This is a genomic window from Nocardia aurantiaca, assembly GCF_009708175.1.
In the GTDB taxonomy this organism is placed as follows: Bacteria; Actinomycetota; Actinomycetes; order Mycobacteriales; family Mycobacteriaceae; genus Nocardia; species Nocardia aurantiaca.
The window spans coordinates 66649-86291 of sequence record NZ_WMBB01000008.1 but is presented as its reverse complement, the minus strand read 5'-3'; the positions used below and the strand labels follow the sequence as shown (position 1 = coordinate 86291).

The following is a 19643-nucleotide window of genomic DNA, read 5'->3' as shown; positions in this document are numbered from 1 at the left end:
TGCCGCACTGCTACCCCTTCACTTCCTTGATCAACCCCATACAGGCATACGCCAAATCCGGCACCGTCTCGACCGGCACCCCGCGTGCCGCGGCGAGCATACGGATGTGCGCGTGTTCACCGGCCTCCGGATCCCGCACCAGTACCCGCCACGGGACGCGCCGCAGTAGTACCCGAGTCGTCTCTCCCACACCGGGTTTCACGAAGTTCACGCTGGAGATCCCGTACTCCGCCCGCACCCGTTCCACCGATTCCCATCCCGCCCAGGTCGGGGTCCGGTCGGCGGCCAGCAGGGCGCGCACCCGGTCGTCCACCAGCGGGCGAACCCGGTCGAAGCACGCGCTGACGGTGTCGAGGAGATGGTTGGACACATCCTGGCCCGCGAGCTCGCGATAGAACTTGGCTCCGTGGAACTGTCCCGGCCGGATCAGTCGCGTATTGAGCACCGTGCGTGAAACCAACCCCGACACAGTCGAATTCAGACACGCCGAGGCGATGAGGAAGTCGTCCCGAGTGCCGTAGGTCCGCACAGTGCTGCCCGGATCGGCGAGCACCGCGAGATCACCGATGAACCGAGCCCCGCCGTCCATCGCGTAGGCGTCCAGCGCGGCACTGAGCTCGCGCGTGATCGCCCCTTTGCCGGTCCACCCGTCCACGAACACGATCTGCGCCGGATCATGCCGACGTGCAAGGTAATCCAATGCCACCGCATCGATCCCGCGATCCCGCACGATCGAGACCGCGTAGTGCGGAACCTCGACACCTCGGTTCCGCAGCCAGCGCCGCATGAGCGCCCCCACCGGCGTCCCCGCCCGAGCCAGCGATACGAGCACCACGTCGTGACCGCGCTCGGCGATCACCAACTCCGACACGGTCGCGACCGCCAGCGCCAGCCGCTCGGCGCTGTCCGCCAGCACCTGCTCGAACAGCTCCCGATAGGCCGCGTCCGGCTGATATTCCACCGGCAGTGATTCCGCGTAATGCGCCAACCCGGCCTGAATCCGCCGTTCGCGTTCCGCCACATCGGCTTCCAGCATGGCGCCGGACAGATCGGTCAGCAGCCACGCCACCTCGTCGCGGGCGTACGACCCGAATTCGGGTCCGTGCAACGGTTCCGGCGGTCGCTCCCCCGTCGGCACCGCCATACGCTGCGTACGGCCCGCGAACCCACTGCGGTGGCGGGCCTGCTCGCCGAGACTGTCGACGGACGGCGCAACAGCGGGCCGCGCGCGCCGCGGAATCTGCGCGTCGTCGGAGGGGGCGCCGGCGAGTGCGCGCGGGTCCGCGTCGTCGATCCCGTTGCGATGCGGGGCCATATGCCCGTCACCGTCGCCGAATGGCGCCGCGGCCGTCCCGGACGCAGGCGACGTCTGCGCGCTGCGCGAGCGGGCCGCGGCGAGTGCGCGCGGGTCCGCGTCGGGCAGTACGGCCAGCAGCACGTCCGCGCCCGAGGCGGTCAGGACGTCGACGAGTCCTCCGGCGGCCATGAGCTTGTCGGTGTCCGCGGGCCGGTCGACGATGACGAGCAGGATGGGGTCGACCACCGCGGTCCGCTCCGGCGGGCTGTGGGGCGATCGCCGGCGACCAGCCACGACGTGGTCACGCGTGGCGGCATCGGGCCGATTGTCCGGCCAGCGCGCGTTGTAGAGGAAACGCGGGCCTTCCTCGCCGAGTTCCGGTGCGGTGAAACGAAATCCGCGGCGCAGCGGGTAGCCGGCCTCGTCCAGGACATAGGCGGGAGAGCGTGTAGTGGTCTGGTATCGGGTGGGGATGCCGCTGTCGGCCAGGGCCGCGGCGATACGCAGCGGCAGGTACATGAGTTCCTCGTGGGCGATGACGATCACCGGGCGCCGATGGTCGATCTCGCCGGCGGCCGCGTCCGACCCATCCGCCGTCGCCGGCCCGTTCGAGCCCCGCCGGGTCGCTGATCCCGGCGATTCGCGAATTGCCCCGTGCGGCAGCGGCGTTCCATCCGCATGCTCGACCGATCCGGGTAATGCCGCGAGAGCACGCGTCAGCTCGGCGACCGCACGGGTGAGCGCGGCGTCGAAGGGCACCGAATCCGAGGCGAGAAACCCGTGACGGCCGCCCTCGGGAACCTGCCGCGGCCAGGGCAGTTCGACCCGGAGGCAGGCGCCGGTCCGATCCGCGACGGGGTTGAGCACAGGTTCGGGCAGCGCCGTGACCGCATCGACCAGGCCCGCCGGCAGCCGGGTGCTGCCGGCGGCCAGGCAGACGGTGTCGATGCGGGCGTCGAGCTCGGCGGCCGCCGCGTCGAAGGCGCGGCGATCAGCCTCGGTGCGCATGTCCACCAGTGACGCCAGGATGTAGTGGCCACGGGGAGTGTGAGCGTGCAGGGCTCGGATGGCGTCCAGGGCCGTTGCGCCGGTGGAGATCTCGTCGTCCACCAGCACCATGGGCAGGTCGTTGTGGAACACCGACGCGGGCATGGGCTGCAGCAGGTGGGAGGTGGCGTGCGAGTGGCCTTCCTCGAAGCCCGCGAGGGTCTGGGCGCCGGGCACGTCACGGCGGGTGGAGTGCAGGTAGCACCGTGCACCGAGGCGGGCCGCCACGGTATGGCCGAGCCCGGTCGCGGTTTCGGCGAAGCCCAGCACGACCGCTGCCGGGTTCGGCTGCGGAACAATGTCTTCCGATGCGTCCTGAGTGTGCGCGGCGCCGCCGCGCCGCGCGGAGAGAACATCGCGAACCAGGTCGCCCAGGCGATTGCCCGCGTCGAGGACACGATGCGGGTCGGTGGGCAGATGCTTGCCGAGCACCGTCGAGACCAGCAGATGGGCGCGCCGGGGATTGCGGCGGAGGCCGGGTTCGACCAGGGTGTCGACGCGCCAATCGGGTTCCGGCAGGGCCGAATCGGTGTGACGGAGGGTGAGGCCGAGGTGCCGGGTGGCCCAGGGCAGGGCGGGGCCGGCGGTCACGATTCGACCAGGGCCTTGAGCAGGTCCACGAAGGAGACTCCTTTATTCGCTACGCCGAAGACCTTGGCGCGCAGCATGATCTGGCTGGCCCAGGTGCGGTGGGGGCGCATTTCGTTCATCTTGTTGCGGTACTCGGAGGCGGCGACGCCGCCGTCGCCGGTGCTCAGGATGTCGAGGGCGTCGGCGTATTCCTCGTGGGTGACGATCGACAGCGCGTGCACGACGGCGACGTGCGAGGGGTGAATGACGGTCTTGCCCTGGATCCCATTGGCGCGGTCCAGCGAGATCTCCCGCAGCAGCCCGTCCATATCGCGGCTGACCAGCGACTGCCGGAAGGGAACGGCGTCCACCTCGGCGAAGGGGGAGGTGCGCAACAGCGGCCGGAACATGCGGGCGTGGTCGGCGAAGTACTCCCAGACCGGTCCGGTGATGGTGAATCCGGTGCCGTCGGCGCGACCCAGGTAGTTGACGATATCGGCGATGACGTCGGCGACCACGCGCACGTCGTAGATGGTGAGGTCGCGGTCGCGGCGAATCCCGAAGGTGGAGCACATATCCGTGCCCCCGATGCGGACGGCGAGAATGCGCTCACGGTGCTCGGCGAGCAGTGCGCCGATACGGCCGAGTTCGCGATCGCGGGTCTCCCGGTGCACGAGCGTCGGGGATTCCAGCACCGGCATCCCGAACACGGTGCGGCCCAGCCGCTCTGCGGCCGTCATCAGTACGTGCAGGTATTCCGCCCCGCATGAGCTGTCGAATTTGGGCAGGACGAAGCCGGTGAGCGCCGACGCTCCGGGCCCGAGCCGGTCGACGATCTCGGCGATGCTGCGCGCATCACGCACCCGCACGAACAGCAGCGGATAGGCCTCCCCGCTCTCGGCCAGCTCGTCGACGGTCCTGGCGGCCTGCCATTTTCCGTGTTCGACGGCGTGGTCGGCGACCGCGTCCTCGAGATCGATGACCATCGAGCACACCCCGCGTTCGGCCCGGCGCAGGATGGTCGAGGTGAGGTCGGCCCGGGTGGCGGGCACGTACAGGGTCGCGCCCAGCGCCATGGCGAGCAGGTCGCGATCGCGGGAGCCGCCGAAGGGTTCGGGCAGCCGGTGGAACAGCCGCCGCAGCTCCGGGCCCGGCACCTGCCGGAAATGCCGCAGCGGGAAGCGCTTCCGTAGGGAGACCGGGGCGACATCCGGATCGCTGGTGATCATCGCGGTCATCGTCGCGGTCGTCCTCCTGCTGACTTTCGGTCTATCTGCCGGTATTTCGCATGCGTTCGACCACTCCGGCCACGAACGCGGAGATGGCGTCGAGTTCGGACACGTAGGCCCAGTAATCGGGGTAGCGGCCGGTGAGTCCCGCACTGGCGCGATCCAGGCGTTCGGCCTGGGCGTCGAGCACCGAACCCCATTGCGGGACTACGCCTTTGTTGACCGCGAGCATCTGCGCGTCGCGCAGCTTGAAGCGGACGGCCTTGGCGCGCTCGGCCGGCTGCTCGCGGACCGCGCGTAGCAGGGCGAGCCGATCGATGACGGCCTCGGCGCGCTCCTCGGCGATGGCGAGGCGGGCGCGGGCGGTGGTGGTCAGGTCGAGCGCGTCCTCCGGGTCGTGGTCGGCCAGGGCGGCCCGGGCGCGGACCAGATCCGCGTCGGCGGCCTCGACGGCCTCCCGGGCTTGTCGCTCATTGTTGGCCAAATCGTTCGACGACGCAGCCGCAAATTCGCGCAGCAGCGCCGACAGGGCCGGGGCTACGCGCTCGAGCCGGTTGCGGGCGGCGTCGAGCCGGGTGGCGGCCGAGGCGAGCGCGGTGGTGGCCGAATGCTGTTTGCCGGGTGCGACTTCCAGGGCGCTGGACAGGTCGCGGTTCAGGGTCTCGAGCCGGGTGGCGGCGTCGCGGGTGGCGCCGCCCGCGCCGGAGGCCACCGCGGCCTCGAGTGTGAGCAGTCCCTCATCCACGGCGGCCGCGCATTGCCGGATCGAGGGGTAGGCGGCATAGGGCGAGGCGTCGGCGGCCTGCCGCAGTTGCCGGGCCTGCGCGCGGACCTGCGAAACCAGCTGCGGCACCGAGCCGTACACCGCGACGGCGTGCTCGAGGTGGGCCTGATTGCCGCCGTAGAACTCGTCGACCCCGCGCGCGGCATCGGCCAGCCGTCGGATGAGGGTGTCGATCTCGGGCTGGGTGACCGGGCCGCCCTCATCGCGTTCCGCCTGGTCCAGACGGTCATTGAGGGCCAGGTAGGCGCCGGAGGCGTCATAGCACCGGGCGCGCACCGGTTCCCAGCGCGCGGTCATGCCGCGCTCGGGGAACAGCGCGGCGGACGCGGCGACGGCAGCCTCGGCAATGCTCTGCCGCTGGTCCATATCCAGGAAGGCGGCCGTCAGCATCTGCCGGGCCTGCTGCACCCATTCGTTGTTCCGGGGTGCCCGGAACCATCCGCGTCGACGGCCTGCCACGCCCCCGATGTTAGGAGAACGTTGACGAATGCGGCGACCGCGGCGATGGAGTGTGTGAATCTGTCGTATGACAGGCTGTCCCGACAGGTGGTCTTGATCTGTTCCTACCCAAGACTTGGGCAAACCATTACTGTCGAGACGGCGGAACCGACATAGCGGGCAAAGCCGTTATGCAAGAAACGCTTCGAACGCTAACAAGGAAGGATTCCCGCAATGGGTGTCAGTTTGTCCAAGGGCGGTAACGTTTCACTGACCAAGCAGGCTCCGAACCTGACCCAGGTGGCCGTCGGCCTCGGCTGGGACGTGCGGACCACCACGGGCACCGACTTCGACCTGGATGCCAGCGCCATCGCGACCAACGCCGAGAAGAAGGCGCTGTCGGACAAGCACTTCGTGTTCTTCAACAACCTGCAGTCCCCGGAGGGCACCATCGTGCACACCGGCGACAACCTCACCGGTGAGGGCGAGGGCGACGACGAGGTCATCAACGTCGACCTGGCCAACACCCCGCCGACCGTCGAGTCCATCTTCTTCCCGGTCTCGATCTACGACGCCGACGCCCGCGGCCAGAGCTTCGGCCAGGTCCGCAATGCCTACATCCGGGTCGTCGACCGCGCCAACGGCACCGAGCTGGCCCGCTACGACCTGTCCGAGGACGCCTCCACCGAGACCGCCATGGTGTTCGGCGAGCTCTACCGCAACAATGGTGAGTGGAAGTTCCGCGCGATCGGCCAGGGCTACGCGTCCGGCCTCGCGGGTATCGCTCGCGACTTCGGCGTCAATGTCTGAATCGAGTAACTAGCGACACGAGGAGGGCTCGGTCGCACGAGCCCTCCTCGTGTGCCCGCTCGTCCCCTCCGCCCACTACACAATGAAAGGCCCGCTGCGGTGCGAATATTCGGCCTCTCCATCATTGTCACCGTCTTGTCGCTGCTCGCGGCCCTGGTGTACGGCGGTCCCACGGCACTGGTGCTCTGCGCGATCCTGGGCATCCTCGAAGTGTCGTTGTCCTTCGACAACGCGGTCGTCAACGCCAGCATCCTGCAGCGAATGAGCGAGTTCTGGCAGCGCATCTTCCTCACCGTCGGCGTCGTCATCGCCGTTTTCGGTATGCGCCTGGTGTTTCCGCTGGCCGTCGTGTGGATCACGGCCGGGCTCAGCCCGGTCCGCGCCTTCGACCTGGCCACGAACCCGCCCGCCGACGGGGCGCTCACCTTCCCCGACGGCAGCCCCTCCTACGAGAAGCTGCTCACCGACGCGCACCCGCAGATCGCGGCCTTCGGCGGCGCGTTCCTACTGCTGCTGTTCTTCAGCTTCATCCTGGAAGAGCGCGAGATCACCTGGCTGGGCTGGATCGAACGCCCGCTGGCGCGACTGGGCAAACTGGACATGCTCGCCGTGGTGCTCACCCTGGGCGGTCTCATCATCGCGGCGGAATTCATCGCGGCCGACGACGACCGCAGCACAGTGCTGCTGGCCGGCATCCTCGGCGTGACGACCTACATCCTGGTCGACGGGCTCGGCTCGCTGTTCCATGCCGAGGAGCATGCCGAGGAAGCGGCGGCGGGCGGGCCCTCGGCCGTGGTGAAGGCGACCGGTAAGGCGGCGTTCTTCCTGTTCCTGTACCTGGAAGTGCTCGATGCCTCGTTCTCCTTCGACGGCGTCATCGGCGCGTTCGCCATCACCTCGGACCCGATCCTGATCGCCCTGGGCCTGGGCCTGATCGGCGCCATGTTCGTCCGGTCCATCACGGTGTACCTGGTGCGCAAGGGCACGCTCTCGGAGTACGTGTACCTCGAGCACGGCGCTTTCTGGGCCATCGGCGCGCTGGCTGTCATCCTGCTCATCACCATCGGCGTGCACGTCAACGAGGTGGTCAGCGGTCTGGTGGGCGTGACGTTCATCGGAGCGGCCTTCATCACCAGCGTGATTCGCAATCGCCGCGAGGCCGCAGGGGAGGATGGCGAAGACGCCGACACCGATCTGGAGAAGACCACCAGCGTCGGCTGACCGGGCCGGTCCCGAGCGTAGCCCGCCACCCCTGTCCGGGTGGCGGGCTTTCTCATTGCGCGCCCCGGGTTTCACAGCGTCTCGCGGGTCTCACAGCATGCGTCGGGGAATGGTCAGATGCTTGGCCCGCCGCACCGACACTCGCGACCACAGCATCTGCTGAAGCGACAGGGTCAGCCAGCCCGCGACCGCCATGCCGATGATGTTCACCAGCAGCTGCGCGGTACTGCCCCAGACCGTGGCACCGTCCGCGATCGCCACACCGAGCGCGATATTGCCCGCCGCGGGCACCGTGGTCACCGAGATGAAGACACCGGCCAGACCGACGGATTTCGCCGAGGTGATGGACAGCACCCCGGCCGCCCCCGCCACCACGGCGACGATGAACGACCACTTGTCGGGTGCGTAGATGAATTGGGTGGCCGGACGCGGACCGGTCACCTGTGCCAGCGTGATCCAGCCCAGCGCCCGCCCGATCAGCGCCGCCACGATGGTGATCCCGATGGCGGTCACGAATCCGAGCACCAGGGTGCGCAGGGCCAGCCGCAACAGCACGAATCGCCGCCGCACCAGCGCCACGCCCAAGGCCGCGATGGGACCGAACTCCGGGCCGAGCACCATCGCGCCGACGGTGAGGATCTGCGAATCGGTGACGATGGCGATGCTGGCGATGACCGTGGCCAGCGTCAGGAAGCTCAGATACGTCCAGTTGAGCTCGGTCTCCTCATAGGCCCGCTGCGCCACCTCGGCCCACACCACCGCGTCGGTACTGCTACCCGGGGTCCGCACCTCGGCTTCGAAACCGCTGCGCGACAACCAGGTTCGCACCTGCTCGATTTCGAGGCTGCCTTCCTGATGCACTCGCATGTCCCGCAGTTTCTGCACCAGATCGTTGGCGGCCTCGCGGGCGATCTGCGCCGTGATCAGATCGCCCGGCGGGCGTAGCGCCGCCCCGCGGACAGCGACCAGCCCGGTCACCGCGTCATCGGTCTCGAGGACCTCGAGTATCTCGTCGGTCATGGTGGCGGGGGCCAGAATCCGCAGGTGCAGCATGGGCACAGTCTGCCCGCGCGCGGGCCGCCGGCATCGTCAGGCCCGCACGGGCTGTCGTGGGGCGATGCCGTGCGGTGCGGCGGCCCGTTCCGGCGCGGCCTCGAGCTGTTGGGCCGCGGCGGTGACGGGTTCGGCCGTCGCGGCGCGGCGGGAGGCCAGAACCATGCCGACCAGTCCGACACCCAGGCCCGCAATCGTCAACGGGCGCAACGGCTGACCGATGATCAGCCAGGCCATGACCGCGGTGACGGCCGGGATGGCGAAGAAGAAGCGGCCGACGCGGGTGGTGTCCCAGCGCTGCAACATGGTGTTGAGCAGCAGGAACGCGCCCATGGAGTTCACCAGGACCATCCAAACCATGGAACCGGCGAAACGGTCCGGGTCCGCGATGTGGAAATCACCGCCCGCCAGGGCTATCGCGCCCGCGAACGGCGCGCTCACCGCCACGTGCAGAGCGGTGCCGGCGCGCGGATCGATCGCCGGGGTGAAGCGCTTCTGGTAGATCGTGCCGAAGCTGAGCCCGAACAAGCCGACCCCGCACAGCAGCAGGCCCGACAGCGAGAAGCTGGACTGATCGACCACGGCCAGCCCGACGCCCAGACCTCCGACGCCGAAGCCCAGCCACTGCCGCAGGCTGACGGATTCGCCCAGGCCACCGGCGAATACGGCGAGCACCACCGGACTCAGGCCCTGCACCAACGAGATGACGGCGGCGGTGACGTGCTCGTGCATGGCGGTGTAGAACGCGCCGAACTGCACCATCTGCATGAGGAAGCCGGCCACCAGGGTGTGGGCCAGCACCTTCCCGCGCGGCCAGAGCGCACGCGCGAGCAATGCGTACGCGATGAGCAGCAGGCCCGCGATGCCGAAACGAGCGAACAGCACCAGCATCGGCGGCGCCGCGCCCACGCCGATGATGCCGGCGATAAAGGCGCTGCTCCACATGAGGATGAGGGCCGGCGGGCCCGCCACGTCGAGAAGCCGGTTGTCCATGATTCCTCCAGGCCGCTAACCGCTTTAGGTGGTTACACCGTTGCACCATTCCCCATAACCTGTCAAGGGGGTTACTATTGGCGCATGTCCACCCTCACCGATCCGCATCTGTTCGTCAGCGGCAATCTCGCGCTGAACTTCATCGGCACGGTGGGGGAACGGCGCACCACCTTCCTCGACCGGCTCACCACGGCCGACGACCTCGCGGAATGGGTCGTAGCGGCAGGCATTCTCGACACCGCGCCGGACTGCGCCGGCGCGCTGGAACGGGCCGTACGGCTACGAGAAGCCGGATGGCGGCTCATGCTCGCCACCCTCGAGGGCACGCCCACCGCCGAGGCCGACCGCGCCCTCGCCAACCGACATGCTCACGACACCCTGCCGGAACTCACGCTGCGCGCCGACGGCAGCGTACGGCGCAGCGGGACCATCGATTCCGCGCTGGCGGCGATCGCCCGCTCCGCCATCGAACTGCTCGGCAGCCCCGAGCGGGACCGGCTCAAGGAGTGCGGGCGAGATGCCTGTACCCGCCTCTACATCGACACCTCACGCGGCGGTTCGCGCCGGTGGTGCGATATGACGGTCTGCGGAAACCGAGCCAAGAGCAAGGCTTTCCGCGCCCGGAACACCGAGCCGGCCCACTGACCGCTCCCGAGCCCCGACGAACAGGAAGAAGAACACCGCCAGCAGCGCCGCCCGACCCCACACGCCGATCTGCACGATGTTCTGCTCGAATTCGGCATTATGGCCCGCGCCCAGGGCATAGAAGTAGCGGAAGACGCCGATTCCGATACACGCGTCGGCCAGCAGATAGGCGACGATCAGACCCCACGGCACCTCGAGCAGCACCAGGAACGGGATCAGCCACAGCGTGTATTGCGGCGAATGCACCTTGTGGAACAACAGGAATCCACACAACATGGCACCGCTGACACCGATCCACGGATAGAGCCCTGCCATCTGATACCGTCGCCAGCCCAGCCAGCAGGCGAGGGCGAAGGACAGCACCACCAATATCGGCGATGCCGCCGACACCACGTGCTGGAACGCCGACTCCGCGTCACGGGTCGGTCCGAACAGCGGGCGTAAACCCCAGTACCAGATGGAATTCGTGGTGATATCGGCCTGGCGTAATTGCTGGAAGGTGATCGATGCCCGCCAGCCGTCGTACCCGGCCAGCGCGAACGGCAGATTGATCGCGACAACGGTGCCGATCGCGGTGGCCGCCACCATCAGCGCGCCGCGCACATCGAATCGCTTCTCCCGCAAGGGATGTTCGCCGAGCAGCACATAGATCAGCAATGGCAGCACGAAGATTCCGGGGTACAGCTTGAAACAGAAGCCGATCGCCAGGAATACCGCCGCGGCTATCGCCCTGTCCCGCAGGGAATATCGGGTCAGCACGGTCATCACATAGAACGCGGCGACCGCGGTGGCGACCACCGGCAGTTCCCAATTGTGAAAGGCGTAGAGCACCAACGGCGGCCCGGCCGCCCACAACAGCGCGGCCGGGCCCGCCATGCGGGCCAGCAGATAGGCGGTCAGCAGCGCGAACGGGGCCAGCAACAGCGCCGAGTGCAGCAGGAAATCCGCGTCGGTACGGGTGCCGATCCCGCCGATCCACATCAGGAGCCCGCTCAGCACGGGATATTCGACCGCGCCGCCGGTCAACTGACCGTCCGGCGTGATGCCGCCGGTTATATACGGAAAGAGGTGTTCATCGATCCCGCGACCCAGCCACAGGTACTGAATATCGGAATAGCAGACATTCGAGTCCTTGACGACGTCGAAGATCGCGCTGCGCCCCGACTCCTCGAACGGACCGCCCGCGCACCGCGCCTTGTTCACGTACGCGATCAATACGGTGATTCCACACACCAGCGTCGACGTGACCGCGATCATCGACCGGCCGACATCGCGGCGGCGGGAAGCCGCATCGCTGACGACGGGTCGGTTCGGCATGCGCACCACCATAGGTGTCTCTTCGGCGTGTCCGCCTGTTCAAACTCGGGACTGGCCCGATTTCGCAGGCCACGCCCGGTTATCGCCCCACCCGTGGATACTGTAACCCGCTCATGTAGCCTTGTCGGGTTGCTGACGCAACGAACCCTCCTGCCCACGGACAGTCCGTGGGCCGTTCACAGTCCACAGGAGGTGATGAGGTCCGTGCGTCATTATGAAGTGATGGTTATTCTCGATCCGCAAATGGACGAGCGCACCGTCGGCCCGAACCTGAACAACATGTTGGGTGTTGTCGGTGCCGAGGGCGGCAAGGTCGACAACGTCGACATCTGGGGCCGCCGTCGTCTCGCCTACGAGATCGCCAAGCAGGCCGAGGGCATCTACGCGGTCGTCACCCTGACCGCCAAGTCCGAGACCGTCAGCGAGCTCGATCGCCAGCTGGGCCTGAACGAGTCGGTGCTGCGCACCAAGGTGCTGCGCCTCGACAAGAAGTAGTCCAGTCCTCCCGCAACGTCGCTCGTAACCGTCGGTGCCTATCTCTAGGCTGACTGGCAAACCGTGCGCTGAGCCCGATTGCCGGGCTGCACGGGCGAGCGAATTGCGGAATGCACCGGAAAGCAGGAGGAACCATGGCCCAAGGCGACACGGTCATCACCGTCATCGGCAATTTGACGGCTGACCCCGAGCTTCGATTCACGCCCGCGGGAGCGGCGGTCGCGAACTTCACCGTCGCGTCCACTCCCCGTGTGTTCGACCGTAATACCAACGAATGGAAAGACGGCGAAGCGCTTTTCCTGCGCTGCAACATCTGGCGTGAGGCTGCGGAGAATGTGGCCGAGAGCCTGACCCGTGGCTCGCGAGTGATCGTGAGCGGACGACTCAAGCAGCGCTCCTACGAAACCCGCGAGGGCGAGAAGCGCACGGTCGTCGAACTCGAGGTCGACGAGGTGGGTCCCTCGCTGCGGTATGCGACCGCGAAGGTCAACAAGACCACCCGAGGCGGTGGTGGCGGCGGCTTCGGCGGTGGCGGCCAGCAAGGCGGCGGCTTTTCCGGTGGGGGCAATGGCGGTGGTCGTGGCGGCCAGAGCGCCGGCGACGACCCGTGGGGCAGTGCGCCCGCGGCCGGCTCCTTCGGGGGCGGCCAAATGGACGATGAACCGCCGTTCTAGGCGGTGATGCCGATCCGGCTCGGCCGGAACGGCTTTCATAGGAGCCCGCCCCGGGTGGGCTCTCGAGAAACTTTGGAGTGAAAGACCATGGCCAAAGCACCGGCACGCGAAAAGGTGCTGAAGAAGAAGGCCTGCACCTTCTGCAAGGAAGACAAGGCCGGCAAGAAGAACAACACCAGCGGCGCCAAGATCGACTACAAGGACACCGCGCTGCTGCGCAAGTACGTGTCCGATCGTGGCAAGATCCGCGCGCGCCGGGTGACCGGCAACTGCGTCCAGCACCAGCGCGATATCGCCGTCGCCGTGAAGAACTCGCGTGAGGTGGCGCTGCTGCCTTACGTGTCCACCGCTCGCTGAGAAAGGAAGGCACAGCAATGAAGCTCATCCTCACCGCTGATGTCGACAACCTCGGTGCGCCCGGCGACACCGTGGAGGTCAAGGACGGCTACGGTCGTAACTTCCTGCTGCCGCGCGGCCTGGCCATCGTGGCCACCCGGGGCGCGCAGAAGCAGGTCGAGGGCATTCGCCGGGCGCAGGATGCCCGCCGCGTGCGCGACCTGGACCACGCCAACGAGCTGAAGCAGGCCATCGAGGGCCTGACCGACGTGTCGCTCGCGGTCAAGACCGCCGGCACCGGCAAGCTCTTCGGTTCGGTCACCTCCGCCGATGTCGCCGCGGCGATCAAGGCCGCCGGCGGCCCGGTCGTCGACAAGCGCAGCATCGAGCTGCCGAAGGCCCACATCAAGAGCACCGGCAAGCACGGTGTCGTGGTGCACCTGCACCCGGATGTGGCCGCCAAGGTCGACCTGCAGGTCACTGCCGCCGAGTAATTCGGTTCGTCGGAGGCCACCTTCCCATCGGGGTGGCCTCCGATTTGCTTTTGTTTGCCAGTCATTGGCTGATTCACCGATGAGCGCGCGTCCGCGAGGCAACGTCGCGCACGCCCAAGGTGTGCACCGGGGTTATGGATTGCTTTGCATACCAACCATTCTCGTTGTGCAACAGATCACGAGCATGAGGCCGTTCGTTTACCCAACACGCCCGGACGTTACCGTCCAGCGACACGCCGCACCGAATTGATCCACAGTTACGCACAATGAGAATTTCGCCACTACCAGCTCATTGATGAACCAAATCGGCTGTTGTCCCCAAGTTTTCCACAGGGGGTGCACAACAGTCGGTGAACAATACCCATGTTGTCCACAGGTCTGTGCACAGCTCGGTTTGGCGGGTCCCCGTCCGGTCGCCTAGGTTCGCATTCGGTGTCGTGACCACCGCCCGGAACGTCACGACCCCGTGTACTCCGCGCCCCCACCACGGGTTTGCCACCACGCCTGCACAACTCGGCGTGTCGGCTCCGTGTGGCGGCCCGAACATGTCGGTGCGCAGGCGTACAACGGGTCATGGACTCGTTCCGGGCGCGAGGAGAGAGGACGGTCGAGCCTGATGGCAGTCATCGACGATCGCGGCCACGATGATCACGGTCCCTCCGACTACCCCGACGCGCCCGGCGAGGATTTCGGCCGCCAGCCACCCCACGACATGGCCGCCGAGCAATCCGTCCTCGGCGGCATGCTGCTGTCCAAGGACGCCATCGCCGACGTCGTCGAGGTCATCCGCCCCGGTGATTTCTACCGCCCCGCGCACCAGGCGGTCTACGACGCCATCCTCGACCTCTACGGCCGCGGCGAACCTGCCGACCCGGTCACGGTGGCGGCGACCCTCGACCGCCGAGGCGACCTCAAGCGCATCGGCGGCGCCCCCTATCTCGTCACCCTGACCCAAACGGTCCCCACCGCGGCCAACGCGGGCTACTACGCCGAAATCGTCGCGGAGAAGGCGATTCTGCGCCGTTTGGTCGAGGCCGGTACGCGAATCGTCCAGTACGGCTACGCCGGCGCCGACGGTCAAGACGTCGCCGAGGTCGTGGACCGGGCCCAGGCCGAGCTCTACGACGTCACCGAACGTCGCTCCAGCGAGGACTTCGCCCCCCTCACCGACATCCTCCAACCGACGATGGACGAACTCGACTCCATTGCCTCCCGAGGCGGCATCTCCCTAGGCGTACCAACCGGTTTCACCGAACTCGACGAAATCACCAATGGCCTCCACCCCGGCCAGATGATCATCGTCGCGGCGCGCCCGGGTGTCGGTAAGGCGCTGGCACTCGATACTCCGCTGCCCACGCCGAATGGCTGGACCACGATGGGTGAGGTCCGGGTCGGTCAGGAACTGCTCGACGCGCAGGGCCGTCCGACGCGCATCCTGGCCGCCACCGAGGTCATGCTCGGTCGCCCCTGCTACGAGGTCGAGTTCTCGGACGGCGCCGTCATCGTCGCGGACGAAGAGCACCAGTGGCGCACAGTCTCGCACGTGCACGGACCGCATCCCGAGATCCGGACCACCGGCGAAATCGCCCATAGCGTGCGAACTCCCGACGACGCGCTGAATCACTGGGTGCCGGCGACCGCTCGTTCGGAGCGGCGTCACATCGTCGATGTTCGAAAGATCGAGAGCACCCCGGTCCGCTGTGTGGAGGTCGACAATACCGATCACCTCTACCTCGCCGGTCCCACCATGGTTCCGACTCACAACTCGACGCTGGGCATGGACTTCATGCGTAGCTGCTCGATCAAACACGGCCTGGCGAGCGTCATTTTCTCCTTGGAAATGAGCCGCACCGAGATCGTCATGCGCCTGCTGTCCGCGGAAGCGAAAATCAAACTGGGCGATATGCGTTCGGGCCGCATGAGCGACGACGACTGGACGAAGCTGGCGCGACGCATGAGCGAGATCAGCGAGGCGCCGCTGTTCGTCGATGATTCGCCGAACCTCACGATGATGGAGATCCGGGCCAAGGCCCGACGCCTCAAGCAGAGGCACGATCTACGCCTCGTGGTCGTCGACTACCTCCAGCTGATGACATCGGGCAAAAAGGTCGAATCGCGGCAGCAAGAAGTTTCCGAATTCTCGCGCAGCCTCAAGCTTCTGGCGAAGGAGCTCGAAGTGCCCGTGATCGCGATTTCGCAGCTCAACCGTGGTCCGGAACAGCGGACGGATAAGCGGCCCATGGTGTCCGACTTGCGTGAATCGGGAAGCTTGGAACAGGATGCCGATATGGTCATTTTGCTACATAGGCCCGATGCCTTCGAGCGGGATGACCCTCGCGGCGGCGAAGCCGACCTCATCCTCGGAAAGCACCGAAACGGGCCGACCGCGACAATTACCGTTGCGCACCAGCTGCATTTGAGTCGATTTGTCGATATGGCACGCGGTTGAGCCATGTCGAAAAGATATTTCAGTTGTAGTCGGGCCGTGCGAGCAAACATGCTGCTGCGGAGCCGAAAAGGCGAGCGCGCCAATGCTTTCGAATTTTCAGGCGGGATGGGGTAGTCCGACTGGTTGATCGAGCGTATAACCGCGTTGACAGCAGGCAGCGGCGTCACCGAAAGCGCTGCCGCACAGTGGAGGACGCACTCCGGTCCGGTCGCTCGACAAGAGCATGCGATTCCTAACTCGACCTTTCTCCGACGTATTCACATGTGGGAGCGGCGAAGTCGTTCAACTCCGCGACCCGTTCGCCGTATGATCGAGGAGGCAACCATATTTCGGATTCTGGATCCCGCCAGCCGAATTCGATCTTCTGCCAGTCGATCTCATCGATCCCGTTTCTCTGGCTCGAACGGCCGGTGGCGCGGGGCCATTTGGCACCGGTTCCCGCACCGGGCGAAAGCGGCGTGACGACGGGGCAGTTCCTGTCGTCACGCCCGCTCGAAGGGCCTATCGTCCGCTTGGCCGGTTTCGTCGCCGACAATTGGCTAGAACATTGCAGGTTGGCGTGTACACGCAGTCAGTCCCCGAGGATTCGTTGAAAGTTGCCCTCCAGAACCAGGGTTCGCACACTCGGATCCGCGATGGCCGCCTCGGCGGTGTGTCGCGCGGCGACTACGTCCCCGTACGGTGTGTTCGACCCGAACAGACATTGCTCAGGGACTTCCCGTGCGGCGGCGGCGACCGCGAACACCTGCAACGCGCTGGACAGATCGATGTGGAGGTTGGGCCGCGCGGCGGCCAGCTCCACCAGTTCCAGGGCGTGGAATCCGCCCAGCGCACCGACGATCAGGGGAACCGACGGATAGCGGGCGGCCAGCGCCGCATAGGTCCGGAGATCGTCGAGGGTGTTGGGCGCGAATCCGTGGACCAGTATCGGAACCCCGCCGTGGTCGGCGCTGAGGGCCAGCACCGGTTCGATCCGCGCGGCCTGCCCGGGCGGCGGGGTGATCTCGCCGATGCCCACGATGTCGGGACGGGACAGGTAGGGCTCGAACCAGTCGCCGAGGCGCTCATCGGGAAGCAGCGAGGGCAGGCTCGCGAATCCCAGGGTGGCGCCGGGATGCGCCTCCAGCGCGCGCAGCACTTCGCCCATGGCCGCCCGGACTTCGTCCGGCGCCGCGTCCGCACCGCCGATAACGGCTGTCAGCCTGGCGAATTCGGCCCGCACGGCGTCGAGCGTGCGGGCTCGTTCGGGATGGACGCGGGTGGACAGCAGCACCGTCCGATCCACCCCGGCCGCCTTCGCGCGCGCCAGCTGCGCGGCGGAGTCGACGGTGACGTGGGCGTGGACATCGGTGACCATGGCGTTTCCTCCGGCTGGGAATGGGCGGCAGTGGGCCGACGCTAAACGTTGACACCGGGGTCAAGGTCAAGATGGAGGACATCGATGCTGATCAGCGAGCTGTCGCGGCGCACCGGCGTGAGCACCCGGGCCCTGCGACACTATGACCGCAGCGGTCTGCTGGATGCCGAGCGTCGGTCCAATGGCTACCGCGACTTCCCGGAGTCGAGTGTCGAACGGGTGCGCCGGATTCGGGCGCTGCTCGAGGTCGGTCTCGATCTGTCGGCGGTCGCGTCGCTACTGCCGTGCTTTGCCGCGGATGGGCGGCTGGGCGGATGTGAGCGTGCGCGGCGCCGGTTGGCCGATCGGATCGCGGACCTGGACCGGTCCCTGCTGGCCATTACCCGGGCGCGGTCCCTGCTGGCCGCCGAGCTGGCGCGCTGGGATCGGCCTGCTTCACCCGATTGGCGGTCATCGAGCACGCGACCGGGGTTACCGTCGATCGGTGAGCCGTAGTGGGACAGGACGCGGTCGTGTCGCTCGGGTGGGGGCGGTGGTGGGGGCGGTCGCACTCGTCGCCGCGGGCTGCGGAAGCGGCGGGAACAATGCTGGACAGCACGCTCCGGCGAGCTGGCCGCCGCCGGGCGGGCGCGGGTCGTGCGCGGTGGACAAGCAGGAGAACGTTCCGGCGACCATGCGCGACGGTGTAGTGCTGAAGGCCGATGTGTATCGGCCCGAGTCATCCGTATCGGTGCCGGTCATTCTGATGCGCACGCAGTACGGGAAGTCGTCGGCGCAGATCCAGCCATTCCGTTACCAGACTCCGGATTGGTTCGCCTCGCACTGCTATCTGGTCGTGGTGCAGGACATTCGGGGTCAGGGCCAGTCGGGCGGAACCTTCACCGAGTTCGCCAATGACATCGATGACGGCTACGACTCGGTCGAATGGGCCGCCACGCTGCCGGGCGCCGATGGCAAGGTCGGGATGTACGGGTCGTCGTATGTCGGTGCCACACAATGGCTTGCGGCGGTCGGCGCGCCACCGCACCTGACCACGATTGTGCCCGCCAATACCGCCTCGGACTATTACGACGGCTGGACCTACGAGGGCGGCGCGTTCCGGCTGGCGTTCGTGGAGCCGTGGGCCATGGAGACCATCGGCGCGAGCGCGGCCGTGAATCGCGGTGACACCGCCACCGCGAAACAGCTGGCGGTCGATGGCGCCGATTACACGTGCTGGCTGGGTTTTCGCCCGTACCAACAGTTTCCGCCACTGCACCCGGGTGACCCGGTGGTCGCGCCATGGTTCTACGACTGGGTCGACCACTCCACACGCGACGATTACTGGAAGCAGTGGAGCATTCGCGACCGGTACGCGAAGGTGAAGATCCCGGTCCTGGAGGTAGAGGGCTGGTACGACGCGTTTCTGGCGGGCGGCGTCGAGAATTTCTCCGGTATGGTCGCGAATGGCGGCACTCCCGAGGCGCGGGCGGGGCAGCGGCTGGTGCTGGGCCCATGGGATCACGTCGGCTGGGGCCGTCCGGGCAGCAATACGGAAACCCCGATGCTGGCCGCCAGCGGCGCGGCGGGCGACAGCCCGATCAATGACCTCATGCTCGCCTGGTACGACCATTTCCTGAAGGGCAAGGACAACAAGGTCTCCGGCAAGCCCGTGGTCGACTACTTCCTGATGGGCGCGAACAAGTGGAAGTCGGCTTCGGCGTGGCCGTTGCCGAATACCCGGTGGACCACCTACTACCTGTCGGGCAAGGGCGGCGCCGGCATTCAGGGCCGCGCCGGTCTGCTCACCACGGAGTCTCCGAAGGACGCCCAGCAGCCGGACCGTTACGACTACGACCCGCTCAATCCCGTTCCCAGCGCGGGCGGGCACTCCTGCTGCGGCGCTTCGACCGGACCTCAGGGCCCGGTGGATCAGTTCGTGGTGGAGCAGCGATCGGATGTGCTGACCTACACCACCGCACCGCTGTCCTCGGATACCGAAATCACCGGCCCGATTCGGATGACGCTGTGGGCCGCCTCGACCGCGACCGACACCGACTTCGCCGCGAAACTGGTGGCGGTGGCCCCGGACGGATCCACGGTGAACCTGAACAACGGCATCATCCGGGCCGCGTTCCGTGAGTCGCTCGAGCATCCGTCGCCGATCGTGCCGGGCCGGCCCTACGAGTACTCGATCGATATCTGGCCGACCAGTTATCTCGTGAAGGCCGGGTACGAGATCCGCGTCGAGGTATCGAGCAGCGATTTCCCGCAGTTCGCGCCCAATCCGAATACCGGTGATCCGTTCGGGCAGAACGCGAATACGCAGGTCGCGACCCAGACCATCTACCACGACCCGAATCATCCCTCGGCGCTGCTGTTGCCGATCATTCCGGCGGGCGACGCGGGAAGTTCACGATTCCCGATGGAGCACTGACATATTCGCCCCTGAGGA

The 19643-nt window shown here is 67.1% G+C and carries 17 protein-coding genes; 10 read left to right on the top strand and 7 right to left on the bottom strand.

Annotated elements, in window-relative coordinates; genetic code table 11:
* Positions 1-10 precede the first annotated feature (10 nt).
* Genes GLP40_RS18170 through GLP40_RS18160 form a run of 3 tightly spaced genes read right to left on the bottom strand, consistent with a single transcriptional unit; the run spans position 11 to position 5386 of the window.
* On the bottom strand, positions 11-2935 hold the full coding sequence (locus tag GLP40_RS18170) for a phosphoribosyltransferase domain-containing protein (protein ID WP_328290327.1): 2925 nt from the start codon (positions 2933-2935) through the stop codon (positions 11-13).
* Positions 2932-4143, bottom strand: a complete 1212-nt coding sequence (locus tag GLP40_RS18165; RefSeq protein ID WP_154789348.1) for an HpcH/HpaI aldolase/citrate lyase family protein — start codon at positions 4141-4143, stop codon at positions 2932-2934. Before GLP40_RS18165 ends, GLP40_RS18170 begins: the two co-directional genes overlap by 4 nt.
* Positions 4144-4183: 40 nt before the next feature.
* Positions 4184-5386, bottom strand: coding sequence for a hypothetical protein (locus tag GLP40_RS18160; RefSeq protein ID WP_328290326.1), 1203 nt, complete (start codon positions 5384-5386; stop codon positions 4184-4186).
* 213 nt (positions 5387-5599) lie between these two features.
* On the opposite strand from GLP40_RS18160, the gene GLP40_RS18155 reads away from it, so the two are divergent.
* Positions 5600-6175 carry a TerD family protein gene (locus GLP40_RS18155; RefSeq protein ID WP_154789142.1) on the top strand — a complete coding sequence of 192 codons (576 nt, stop codon included), beginning with the start codon at positions 5600-5602 and terminating at the stop codon, positions 6173-6175.
* Positions 6176-6274: 99 nt separating this feature from the next.
* On the top strand, positions 6275-7396 hold the full coding sequence (locus tag GLP40_RS18150; RefSeq protein ID WP_328290325.1) for a DUF475 domain-containing protein: 1122 nt from the start codon (positions 6275-6277) through the stop codon (positions 7394-7396).
* Positions 7397-7486: 90 nt separating this feature from the next.
* Here GLP40_RS18150 and GLP40_RS18145 read toward each other — a convergent pair whose 3' ends face one another.
* Positions 7487-8449 carry a DUF389 domain-containing protein gene (locus GLP40_RS18145; protein WP_154789141.1) on the bottom strand — a complete coding sequence of 321 codons (963 nt, stop codon included), beginning with the start codon at positions 8447-8449 and terminating at the stop codon, positions 7487-7489.
* A gap of 36 nt (positions 8450-8485) precedes the next feature.
* Entirely contained in the window at positions 8486-9442 is a 957-nt protein-coding gene (locus GLP40_RS18140) for a DMT family transporter (RefSeq protein WP_154789140.1), read from the bottom strand.
* Between the two features lie 84 nt (positions 9443-9526).
* Between GLP40_RS18140 and GLP40_RS18135 the strand changes: the two genes are divergently transcribed.
* Positions 9527-10087 (top strand): CGNR zinc finger domain-containing protein, encoded by a 561-nt coding sequence (locus GLP40_RS18135; RefSeq protein WP_154789139.1) that lies wholly within the window; start codon positions 9527-9529, stop codon positions 10085-10087.
* On the opposite strand, the gene GLP40_RS18130 is transcribed toward GLP40_RS18135, so the two are convergent.
* Positions 9989-11404 carry a glycosyltransferase family 87 protein gene (locus GLP40_RS18130; RefSeq protein ID WP_154789138.1) on the bottom strand — a complete coding sequence of 472 codons (1416 nt, stop codon included), beginning with the start codon at positions 11402-11404 and terminating at the stop codon, positions 9989-9991. The genes GLP40_RS18135 and GLP40_RS18130 overlap by 99 nt on opposite strands.
* 204 nt (positions 11405-11608) lie before the next feature.
* Here GLP40_RS18130 and rpsF point away from each other — a divergent pair, with 204 nt between their 5' ends.
* From rpsF to dnaB, 5 genes are all read left to right on the top strand, one after another.
* Positions 11609-11899, top strand: coding sequence for a 30S ribosomal protein S6 (gene rpsF / locus GLP40_RS18125; RefSeq protein WP_083869414.1), 291 nt, complete (start codon positions 11609-11611; stop codon positions 11897-11899).
* Positions 11900-12033: 134 nt separating this feature from the next.
* Positions 12034-12573 (top strand): single-stranded DNA-binding protein, encoded by a 540-nt coding sequence (locus GLP40_RS18120; protein WP_154789136.1) that lies wholly within the window; start codon positions 12034-12036, stop codon positions 12571-12573.
* 87 nt (positions 12574-12660) lie between these two features.
* Positions 12661-12930: a 30S ribosomal protein S18 gene (gene rpsR / locus GLP40_RS18115; RefSeq protein ID WP_154789135.1), complete on the top strand. Its 270-nt coding sequence runs from the start codon at positions 12661-12663 to the stop codon at positions 12928-12930.
* A gap of 17 nt (positions 12931-12947) precedes the next feature.
* Positions 12948-13403, top strand: a complete 456-nt coding sequence (rplI, locus tag GLP40_RS18110; RefSeq protein ID WP_154789134.1) for a 50S ribosomal protein L9 — start codon at positions 12948-12950, stop codon at positions 13401-13403.
* A 616-nt stretch (positions 13404-14019) separates the two neighbouring features.
* Positions 14020-15852, top strand: coding sequence for a replicative DNA helicase (gene dnaB, locus GLP40_RS18105; RefSeq protein ID WP_154789133.1), 1833 nt, complete (start codon positions 14020-14022; stop codon positions 15850-15852).
* 571 nt (positions 15853-16423) lie between these two features.
* Here dnaB and GLP40_RS18100 read toward each other — a convergent pair.
* Positions 16424-17209, bottom strand: a complete 786-nt coding sequence (locus GLP40_RS18100; protein WP_154789132.1) for an amidohydrolase family protein — start codon at positions 17207-17209, stop codon at positions 16424-16426.
* 84 nt (positions 17210-17293) lie between these two features.
* On the opposite strand from GLP40_RS18100, the gene GLP40_RS18095 reads away from it, so the two are divergent.
* Both GLP40_RS18095 and GLP40_RS18090 read left to right on the top strand, forming a co-directional pair.
* A complete protein-coding gene (locus GLP40_RS18095) occupies positions 17294-17704 on the top strand; it encodes a MerR family transcriptional regulator (protein WP_154789131.1) in 411 nt (136 codons plus the stop codon).
* Between the two features lie 178 nt (positions 17705-17882).
* Positions 17883-19625 (top strand): CocE/NonD family hydrolase, encoded by a 1743-nt coding sequence (locus GLP40_RS18090; protein ID WP_230329709.1) that lies wholly within the window; start codon positions 17883-17885, stop codon positions 19623-19625.
* Positions 19626-19643 lie beyond the last annotated feature (18 nt).

Coding starts and splice junctions, on each gene's coding strand:
- GLP40_RS18165 (WP_154789348.1), bottom strand. CDS start 4,143: ATGATCACCAGCGATCCGGATGTCGCCCCGGTCTCCCTACGGAAGCGC.
- GLP40_RS18155 (WP_154789142.1), top strand. CDS start 5,600: ATGGGTGTCAGTTTGTCCAAGGGCGGTAACGTTTCACTGACCAAGCAG.
- GLP40_RS18145 (WP_154789141.1), bottom strand. CDS start 8,449: ATGCTGCACCTGCGGATTCTGGCCCCCGCCACCATGACCGACGAGATA.
- GLP40_RS18140 (WP_154789140.1), bottom strand. CDS start 9,442: ATGGACAACCGGCTTCTCGACGTGGCGGGCCCGCCGGCCCTCATCCTC.
- GLP40_RS18135 (WP_154789139.1), top strand. CDS start 9,527: ATGTCCACCCTCACCGATCCGCATCTGTTCGTCAGCGGCAATCTCGCG.
- GLP40_RS18130 (WP_154789138.1), bottom strand. CDS start 11,404: ATGCCGAACCGACCCGTCGTCAGCGATGCGGCTTCCCGCCGCCGCGAT.
- GLP40_RS18120 (WP_154789136.1), top strand. CDS start 12,034: ATGGCCCAAGGCGACACGGTCATCACCGTCATCGGCAATTTGACGGCT.
- rpsR (WP_154789135.1), top strand. CDS start 12,661: ATGGCCAAAGCACCGGCACGCGAAAAGGTGCTGAAGAAGAAGGCCTGC.
- rplI (WP_154789134.1), top strand. CDS start 12,948: ATGAAGCTCATCCTCACCGCTGATGTCGACAACCTCGGTGCGCCCGGC.
- dnaB (WP_154789133.1), top strand. CDS start 14,020: ATGGCAGTCATCGACGATCGCGGCCACGATGATCACGGTCCCTCCGAC.
- GLP40_RS18100 (WP_154789132.1), bottom strand. CDS start 17,209: ATGGTCACCGATGTCCACGCCCACGTCACCGTCGACTCCGCCGCGCAG.
- GLP40_RS18095 (WP_154789131.1), top strand. CDS start 17,294: ATGCTGATCAGCGAGCTGTCGCGGCGCACCGGCGTGAGCACCCGGGCC.
- GLP40_RS18090 (WP_230329709.1), top strand. CDS start 17,883: ATGCGCGACGGTGTAGTGCTGAAGGCCGATGTGTATCGGCCCGAGTCA.